Annotated in this window: 10 protein-coding genes; 6 read left to right on the forward strand and 4 right to left on the reverse strand. The window is 67.6% G+C overall.

Going from position 1 to position 8,830, the window contains the following annotated elements; genetic code table 11:
• Positions 1–27 precede the first annotated feature (27 nt).
• Positions 28–687: a potassium channel family protein gene (locus BN60_RS12645; RefSeq protein ID WP_177324806.1), complete on the reverse strand. Its 660-nt coding sequence runs from the start codon at positions 685–687 to the stop codon at positions 28–30.
• A gap of 565 nt (positions 688–1,252) precedes the next feature.
• Here BN60_RS12645 and BN60_RS12650 point away from each other — a divergent pair.
• From BN60_RS12650 to BN60_RS12665, 4 genes are all read left to right on the forward strand, one after another.
• Positions 1,253–2,881, forward strand: a complete 1,629-nt coding sequence (locus BN60_RS12650; RefSeq protein WP_043285488.1) for an acyl-CoA synthetase — start codon at positions 1,253–1,255, stop codon at positions 2,879–2,881.
• A gap of 120 nt (positions 2,882–3,001) precedes the next feature.
• Complete coding sequence (locus BN60_RS12655; RefSeq protein WP_020696428.1) at positions 3,002–3,652, forward strand: hypothetical protein; 651 nt, start codon at positions 3,002–3,004, stop codon at positions 3,650–3,652.
• Between the two features lie 47 nt (positions 3,653–3,699).
• A complete protein-coding gene (locus BN60_RS12660; protein WP_148283393.1) occupies positions 3,700–4,317 on the forward strand; it encodes a hypothetical protein in 618 nt (205 codons plus the stop codon).
• A gap of 23 nt (positions 4,318–4,340) precedes the next feature.
• Positions 4,341–5,756, forward strand: coding sequence for a hypothetical protein (locus BN60_RS12665; protein ID WP_020696430.1), 1,416 nt, complete (start codon positions 4,341–4,343; stop codon positions 5,754–5,756).
• A gap of 48 nt (positions 5,757–5,804) precedes the next feature.
• Here the strand turns inward: BN60_RS12665 and BN60_RS12670 are convergent, their stop codons facing one another.
• Genes BN60_RS12670 through BN60_RS12680 form a run of 3 tightly spaced genes read right to left on the reverse strand, consistent with a single transcriptional unit; the run spans position 5,805 to position 7,246 of the window.
• Positions 5,805–6,233 carry a GFA family protein gene (locus BN60_RS12670; protein ID WP_020696431.1) on the reverse strand — a complete coding sequence of 143 codons (429 nt, stop codon included), beginning with the start codon at positions 6,231–6,233 and terminating at the stop codon, positions 5,805–5,807.
• Positions 6,230–6,469 (reverse strand): hypothetical protein, encoded by a 240-nt coding sequence (locus BN60_RS12675; RefSeq protein ID WP_020696432.1) that lies wholly within the window; start codon positions 6,467–6,469, stop codon positions 6,230–6,232. The genes BN60_RS12670 and BN60_RS12675 overlap by 4 nt, the downstream gene beginning before the upstream one ends.
• Before the next feature lie 3 nt (positions 6,470–6,472).
• A complete protein-coding gene (locus tag BN60_RS12680; RefSeq protein ID WP_020696433.1) occupies positions 6,473–7,246 on the reverse strand; it encodes a DUF899 domain-containing protein in 774 nt (257 codons plus the stop codon).
• Positions 7,247–7,625: 379 nt separating this feature from the next.
• Here BN60_RS12680 and argC point away from each other — a divergent pair, with 379 nt between their 5' ends.
• Together argC and BN60_RS30835 are read left to right on the forward strand one after the other, a co-directional pair.
• A complete protein-coding gene (gene argC / locus BN60_RS12685; protein WP_020696434.1) occupies positions 7,626–8,603 on the forward strand; it encodes an N-acetyl-gamma-glutamyl-phosphate reductase in 978 nt (325 codons plus the stop codon).
• Between the two features lie 42 nt (positions 8,604–8,645).
• Positions 8,646–8,830 (forward strand): putative immunity protein (locus tag BN60_RS30835; protein WP_043285492.1); only part of this gene is annotated, 185 nt, incomplete at its 3' end.

Here is an 8,830-nt window from a genome sequence, read left to right on the forward strand (position 1 = left end):
ATTTGAATGGGGAGGAGAAGAACGCTCCTACTTCGGCGCGCGCTTGCTGCCATAGAGGTTGGCCAGCCGCGCGACCAGGAAGGCGACGTACATCACGCCGACGATCTGTTCGAGGATGATCAGGCTGCGCGCCATGCCGGTGCGCGGCGTGATCTCGCCGAAGCCGGTCGAGGTCAGCACGGTGAACGAGAAATACATCAGGTCCACCCAGGTCAGGTGGCTGCCGGGCTGGTTGTGGGCGAAGGCGTCCGGCTCGAAGACCTGCAGCAGCGCGAACAGGCTGGCGAAGGTGAAGGCGATCAGCACATAGGCGCAGATCGCGCCGAACACCTTGTCGACGGTGATGACGTGCCAGTCGAGCACGTATTTCAGCAGGGCGACGGTGACGATCAGCAGGGTGACGGTCATCGCCACGATGGAGACGTTCACCAGCAGCGAGCCGCCGATGCCGCGCAGCGCCACCGCATCGACGGCGATGAACCCCAGTAGCGCCGTGCTGAGCACCGCCTTGCGGCGCACGCGCAGCGCCCACAGCGCCACCACCAGGATGGAGACCAGGGCGCCGACGAGAACGGCGCCGCCGACCGCCGACCCGCCGATCAGCGGGCTGAGCACGATCAGCAGGCAGAGCATGCCGAGCAGCACGCTGCAGCGGTTGCGGCGGATGTAGGCGATCCGCCGCAGCATGCCGCGGCGTCGATTCGGTTTGCCCGAAGCAGCCGGAACCGGCGCGTCTATCGTCATACTCAATGCCCCCGACTCTCGGCCGCATAAATCCGCCAAACCCGTTGGCTCGGCAAGCCCCCAGCGGCACCAAGACTATCGCGGCTCCCCGCGGCATGTGAGAAAGTGCCTGTCTTCGAGGAGGCAGACGGAAGCGATCATGGCAAAGCGTCAGACGGGTAAAGGCAGCGGCCGGAAGAAGGCCGCGACGAAGGTCAAGAAGGTTGCCGCGCCGAAGCGGAAGGTCGCGCCCCGCAAGTCGATCCCCAAGAAGCCGCCGGTCAAGAAGCCGGTCGCCAGGAAGCCGGCCGCACCGAAGGCCGCAGCGCGGAAGCCCGCCGCCGGGAAAGCCGCGGCGCCCAAGGCCGCCGCCAGGACAACGCCCAAGGCGACTCCCAAGGCTGCCCCCAGGACAACGCCCAAGGCCGCGCCGAAGTCGCTCGCCCGTCCCGGCCTGCGCCGCTCGGTCAAGAGCCGGCCGTCGGTCGCGCGGCTGGCGACGCCGCGGCTGGTCTCGCACAAGACGGCGCTGGCCGCCCACAACATCTACGAGCGCGACCTCGACAGGACGCCGGCCAACTACGCGCCCCTCACCCCGCTGCAGTTCATCGAGCGCACCGCCGGCGTCTATCCCGATCGCGTCGCGCTGATCCACGGCGCGCGCCGCCAGAGCTGGGCGGAGACCTATGCGCGCTGCCGCCGGCTCGCCTCGGCGCTGGTCAAGGTCGGCATCGGCACCGGCGATACGGTGGCGATCATGGCGCCCAACATTCCCGAGATGTACGAGGCGCATTTCGGCGTGCCGATGACCGGCGGCGTGCTGAACTCGCTGAACACCCGCCTCGACGCGGCGATGATCGCCTTCATCCTCGACCACAGCGAGACCAAGGTGCTGCTGGTCGACCGCGAGTTCCATCGCGTCGTCACCGAGGCGCTGGCGATCGCCAAGGTCCAGCCGCTGGTCGTCGACATCGACGATCCCGCCTGCGAGGACCGCGCCCAGATCGGCGACACCACCTACGAAGAGTTCCTCGACACCGGCCGCGAGGATTTCGTCTGGGCCTATCCGGCCGACGAATGGAACGCGATCTCGCTCAACTACACGTCGGGCACGACCGGCAACCCCAAGGGCGTGGTCTACAGCCATCGCGGCGCCACGCTCTCGGCCTACGGCAACGCCACGCAATGGCCGACAGGTTTGCACCCGGTCTATCTCTGGACCCTGCCGATGTTCCACTGCAACGGCTGGTGCTTCCCGTGGACGCTGGCGCTGGTCGCCGGCACCAGCGTCTGCCTGCGCCGCGCCGCGGCCAAGCCGATCTTCGACGCGCTGGCCGACCACGACGTCAGCCACATGTGCGGCGCGCCGATCATCATGCAGTTCATCATCGGCGCCTCGCCGGCCGAGCGCCGGCCGCTGAAGCGCAAGGTGGAGTTCATGACCGCCGCCGCGCCGCCGCCCGCCGCCGTGCTGGAGGCGCTGGAGAAGGAGAACTTCCGCGTCACCCACGTCTATGGCCTCACCGAAGTCTACGGCCCGGCGACGATCTGCTCCTGGCATGAAGAGTGGAACGACCTGCCGGCGCACGAGCGCGCCGCACTCAAGGCAAGACAGGGCGTGCGCTACACGGCGCAGGACGGCGTGACGGTGATGGACCCCGCGACCATGAAGGAGGTGCCGCGCGACGGCACGACCATGGGCGAGGTGATGTTCCGCGGCAATCTCACCATGAAGGGCTATCTCAAGAACCCGGCCGCCACCCGCGAAGCCTTCGCGCAGGGCTGGTTCCATTCCGGCGACCTCGGCGTCCTGCACGAGGACGGCTACATCGAACTGCGCGACCGCTCGAAGGACATCATCATCTCGGGCGGCGAGAACATCTCGACCATCGAGGTCGAGGGCGTGATCATGGCGCATCCCGCCGTGGGCAACGTCGCCGTCGTGGCCAAGCCCGACGAGAAGTGGGGCGAGACGCCCTGCGCCTTCGTGGTGCTGAAGCCCGGCGCCCGGGCCACGGCCGAGGAGATCGTCGCCCACTGCCGCGCCCACCTCGCGAGCTTCAAGTGCCCGCGCCACGTCGTCTTCCGCGACCTGCCGATGACGTCGACGGGCAAGGTGCAGAAGTTCGTCCTGCGCGACTGGGCGAAGGCGGTCTGACACCTGCGCCGGCCATAATCCTGCCGGGAACAACCTATACAGGATAACACGATCTGCGATACAACCGCCCTGCCGGCCAAACCGGCGGGGCGGATAACAACAAGAATGCCTAGAGGAAACATGCCAAGACTCGTTCTGCCGCTGGCGATCGCCGCGTTGCTGCTGGCCGCCATCGCCCCGGCACAGGCTCAAGACAAATCCACCCCCCTGCCCACCCCGCTCGGCCTGCGCGGCTTCAATCTCGGCGCAACGCTCGACGAGATTCGCCGGCAAAAGTTTCCCGATCAAACCGTGGACGATGTCAGGCTGATCTGCACCGGCGACAAGCTGTCGGACGAAGCCAGGATGAATTTTGGACCAGACAACGACCTCGGCAAAATCGGCGTCAAGAGGTGCAGCTTCTATTCCACCGCGAACGACAAGGTGCGCGAAATTCAACTGAATGTCGGCGGCAAGGACAGCACGGTGAGATTCCTCATCACACCGAAGTCTGCCGATCCGGCGATCTCCGAACGGCTCTTCCAAATCGTCGTCCGGACCGAGAGCGCACATTTCGACGATCTGGAGGCGGCCTATGTCGCCAGATACGGTCAGCCCGTGACCCACTCGCGCTCGAACAATCGATACAGGATATGGGAGAGCCGCCACGCCACCCTCGTGATGATCGATGAGCCGCCGACGCTGGATATCACATATCTCGACACGAAGCTGGAGCGGATCGTCGGCGCTTTGGAAAAGAAAGCAGCCAACCCCGGCGCGGACAAGTTGTGATGAAAAGCGGAGGAACGATGCGCAAACTGATTTCGCTGATCGCGACGATGGCCGGCGTGCTGATGGTGGCGCTGATGGGAACGCCTGCTGTCGCGGCAGACCTCCCCAACCCGCTCGGCCTGCGCGGCTTCAACGTCGGCATGACGCTCGACGAAATGCGCCAGTTGAAGTTTCCCGATCCGACGACGGACGACGTCCGGTTGATCTGCTCCGGCGACAAGCTGTCGGACGAGGCCGGTCTCAATCCCCTGCCGGGCCGCGAGCCCAGCTACTTTGGCACCAAGACATGCGCCTTCTTTGCTGTTGCGAACGGCAAGGTGCGCAAGGTGTCGATGATTGTCGGCGGTCCCGATGCGCGTGTGACGTTTGCCTTCACCCCCAAGGCTTCCGGTCCGGCAGTCTCCGAGCGGCTCTTCTACATTGTCGCCGAGGTCAAGAGCGCATACTTCAGCGAGCTGGACGCGGCTTATGTTGCCAAATTCGGCCAGCCCGACCGTCGCGGCCGCCTGCCCGACCGGGACATGTTCTGGACGAGCAGGCACGCCAGCCTCTCCTTTTTCGACCATCAGAACGAAATAAGCATCGTCTACGCCGACGCGAAGCTGGAACAGCTCGTCCACGCCTTAAAAAAGACCATGGGCAAACCCGGCGCCGACAAGTTGTAAGCGCCGCGGGGAGCGGGCACGCGATGATCCGGTTTCTCCTGCCTCTGCTGTTGCTGGCGTTGCTGTCCGGCACGGCTGCCCGCGCGGACGCCTTACGTGGGCCGCCCAGCCTTCAGGGGTTCGTGCTCGGCAGCACGCTCGACGAGGTGCGCCGGCGGGGGCATCCCGACAAGGCACCCGGCGACGACGTGCGGTTCGTCTGCACCGGCGATGCGCTGGCGAAACAGGCGGGCCTGGACCTCGCGCCGGACCTCGAGTTGGCGCGGATCGGCGTCGAGCTGTGCGTCTTCCTCAAATCTGCCGGACGCGGGCGCGACGGCAGCGAACGATGGGACACCGTTCCCCTGAGGTTCGGCCGGCACAAGCTGCTGGTCGCGTTCTTCTTCACGCCGCGGTCCGGCAATCCGGCGACGTCGCGGCGGCTCTATCACATGGGCACGCCGTTCGCGCCGGCGCTGTTCGACGACATGGCCGGGGCCATGACAAGCCGCTATGGCGCGCCCGACGTCGACGAGACCGCTCCGATACGGACCAAGGAGGGCACGCGCCGCGACGCCAGGCGCCTGATATGGCATGGCGCGCCCTACGGCATCGTGCTGCAGGAAGAAGGCGACAACCTTGGCTCCGGCGCGCTCACCTTCCTCGATAACGACACCTTCCAGGCGCTCAAGCGTCGGGCCAAGGACGGCCCGGGCGCGCCGGCAGCCGGCGGCGCCATCGCGTCGCCCCAGCCTTCCGCCCCGAAGGCCCCTCCCTGGCCCATCGCCAAGGCACCCGCTGCTAACGCCGCCGGCGCTGCGCCCGCTCCCCAGGCGCCTGCGACGACCGGCGGCCTGCCGCAGCCGCTCGGCCTGCGCGGGTTCGAGCTTGGCATGACGCTCGCCGAGGTGCGCAAGCTGCGGCATCCCGATCCCGGCAACGACACGGCGCGACTCGTCTGCGGCGGCGATCCGCTGGCGAAAGCCTCAGGCCTCAACCTCGATCCGACCGGCGACACTGCCGCGATCGGCGCCAGGCTCTGCCGCCTCTACACCGTCGACAACGGCAAGGTGGTGGCGGACGCCCCGATGAACGTCGGCGGCTACGATGCCGAAGTCTTCTTCACATTTGCGCCGGCGTCGGGAGCTGCCGCGACGTCAGAGCGGCTTTTCAGGATCATGGTCATCGCCAATCCCGCGCATTTCGCGAGCCTCGTCGAGGCCTATCAGACAAGGTTCGGAAAGGCCGACATCGACGAAACCCTGACCAAAGATCGCCCGCGTCCGAGCCGGACGCTGATCTGGAAGAATGCCCGGTCCAATCTGTTCCTGACCGAGTTCATGGCCCTTGCGGCCCTGCCGGCCGAGCGGACCGTGATCGCCTACACGGACGCAGTCCTGCTGCAGGCAATCGAGGACGCCGCGAAGAAGAAAAAGAAGTCCGGCGCCGACAAGCTGTGAGCGCACCGCCGTGCAATCGATTGCACGGCGCAGAGCGCGGCCGCTGTCTCAGCCGAGGTCCAGCTTCGGCGGCAGCCTGTCGAACTTCGGCAGCGCGGGATCGAGCTTGTCCCAGGCGTGGCCGCTCACGGTGTAGAAGACCATGCGCGGCTGGTAGCGGCCGGGATCGTCGAGGCTCGCGGCGTGGATGGTGAAGAAGTCGGGCATGGCGGCAGAGGTCAGGTAGACCGGCGATCCGCAGGTCGGGCAGAAGGCGCGCGTCTTCATCTTGCCGCTGTCGCCGGCCAGGTCCCAGTGCGTCGCCTTGCCCGCGAGCTTCACCGCCGCCTTGTCCGGAAAGGTCAGGTAGGAGCCGTGCCCTGTGCCGCTCTTGCGCTGGCAGTCGCGGCACTGGCAATCGACCATCACCACCGGCTCGCCGGGGATTTCGTAGCGGATGGCGCCGCAGGCGCAGCCGCCGGTATAGGGCTTGCTCATGTCGTCTCTCCTGTCGTTCGACGGTGAAGCAGCTTCAGCCACGGCGCCGCATGGAAGACGCTCATCAGGACATACATCGGCACCATGCCGCCGAAGGGGAACGCGCCCTGCCCCCCTTGCGAGGTGCAGAGCGCGTCCATCGGGCCGCCGCCGGATGCCGCCGTCAGCAGCGCCATCACGGCAAAGGTCGGTGCGGCCGCAAGGCCGAGCCCGTTGGCCATGGTCAGGTTGGCCATGGCTCAGGCCTTTTCGTACCTGTCGTGGTGGCGCCACCAGATGCCGGGCGCGGTCTCGTTGCGGCCCTTGGGTGCGCGGTCGAGCCACGGGTACATGCCCCAGATCGCATCCATGCCGCGCGCGTAGCTCGAATAGGTGTGATAGATCGCGCCGCCCTCGCGCACGAAGGCGCTGAGGCCCGGCCGGTCGCGCGCGAAGGTCGGCACGTCGGTGCCCGTCGCCGCCGCCGTCTGCACGACAGCCGGCGGCGGCTCGCCCGCATCCATCGCATGGCCGTCGCGCTCGAAGTTGTAGACGATGCTGCCGTCGCGCTGCTGCTGCTCGGTGAACGAGACATTGAAGTCGAAGTTGAAATCACCGCCCGACGACGAGGCCCAGGGGAACGTCCAGCCCATGCGCTTCCTGAACGCCTGCAGCTTCGCCAGCGGCGCGCGCGACACCGCCGAGAAGGCCACGTCGTGGTTCTCCAGGTGCACGACGATGCCGTTGAAGCCGTCGGCGATCGACGAGCAGGACGGACAGCCCGCCACGTAATCCGGCCCGAACATGAAGTGATAGACCAGGAGCTGCGAGCGGCCCCCGAACAGGTCCTCCAGCGACGCCGCGCCCCGCTCCGTCTCGAACAGATATTCCCTGTCGACCCTCACCCACGGCAGCGCCTGCCGTTGTGCCGCCAGCGCATCGCCCTGCCGCGTGTGCGCCTTCTCCGCCTTGAGCAGCTCCATCCGTGCGGCCAGCCACTCCTCGCGCGTTCCGGTCTTGTGTGTCGTCGTCATCGCTCTCGCTCCATCGAAGGTTGGTATGAGCGGGAGATTGGGACCGCGCGCGCATGGGCGGGAGTGACAAGTGTGTCGGGATTAGCCGGCCGGGACGGCGGGCGACCGACATTGCGCTTGACGCTCAATCCGGGGCGCGACAGTGTCCGTCGCCATGTTCTGGAATCGGCCCCCTTGCGATCGACGCCGATGCCGCTGCCTCCACGCGGCGGCTTCCGGGCTGCGCGTCGATCGGCGTCCGACCGCGGGGTGACGGCCTCATCGCAGGCCCCACCCGCCGGAACGGCCTCCGGCCCCGCATTCCCGAACCTCCGCAGCCTCCGGCTCCGGGGGTTTTCTTTTGCCCGAAGCCACTCCAAGAAGAAGCAAGGACACCACCATGAGCATTCGCGTCGGCATTGTCGGCATCAGCGGTTTCGGCGGCGGCGAGGCGATGCGCCTGATCGCAAGCCACCCGTCCTTCGAGCTGGTCTATGCCGCGGGCGAAGGCAGCGCCGGCAGCCGTCTGGCCGACCGCTTCCCCGGCGTGCCGGCGAAGCTGGCCGATCTCGTGATCGAGAAGTGGGATCCGGCGGCGCTGCCCAAGCTCGACCTGCTGTTCGCGTCGCTGCCCACCGGCACCTCGGCCGAGGCGCTGGCGCGCGTGCCCAAAGACGTGAAGATCGTCGATATCGGCGGCGACCATCGCTACGTCGAGGGCTGGACCTATGGCCTGGCCGATGTCTGGCCGGACCGGATCGAGGGGCAGACCCGCATCGCAAATCCCGGCTGCTTTCCCGCCGCGGTGCTGACCGCGCTGGCGCCGGTGCTGGTCAACCCGCTGGTCAAGCCGAGCCGCATCGTGATCGACGCCAAGACCGGCATCTCCGGCGCGGGGCGCGGCGGCGGCGACAGCAAGTTCGGCTTTGCCGAGAGCAACGAGAACCTGGTGCCCTACGGCCTGCTGAAGCACACCCACATGCCCGAGATGGCCACGACCATCGAGCGGCTGAGCGGCGGCAGCGCGGCCGGACTGGTGTTCACGCCGCATCTCGTGCCGATGACGCGCGGCGTGCTCGCCACCATCTACTGCCGCGGCCGTGCCACGACGGAGGAGTGCCTCGACGCGGCGCGGCGCTTCTACGAGGGGCGGGCGTTCGTCCGCGTGACCGAGAGGCCGCCGCAGACCAAATGGGCGACCGGCTCGAACCTCGCGTTCGTCAGCTATGCCGCCGATCCGGAGCGCAACCTGGTGATCGCGATGGGCGTGGTCGACAATCTCGGCAAGGGCGCGGCGGGCCAGGCGGTGCAAAACGCGAACCTGATCTGCGGCCTGCCCGAAACCGCGGGCCTCGACGGCGCGCCTGTGTGGCCGTGACGATCTGGTCATGACGGGGCCGGCCATGTGATACCGGACGGCATGCACCTCGAAGAGGACGAGCTGAGACAGGTCGCGCTCTATGCCGCGGCCTGCGCGCGCCGGGCGTTGCCGGTCTTCGAGGCGGCGCATCCGCACGATCCGCGCCCGCGCGACGCCATCGCCGCGGCGGAAGCCTTTGCCGCCGGCGGCAAACGCACGGCGGCGCTGCGCAAGGCGGCGTGGTC

The sequence above is a fragment of the Reyranella massiliensis 521 genome (assembly GCF_000312425.1).
GTDB lineage: Bacteria > Pseudomonadota > Alphaproteobacteria > Reyranellales > Reyranellaceae > Reyranella > Reyranella massiliensis.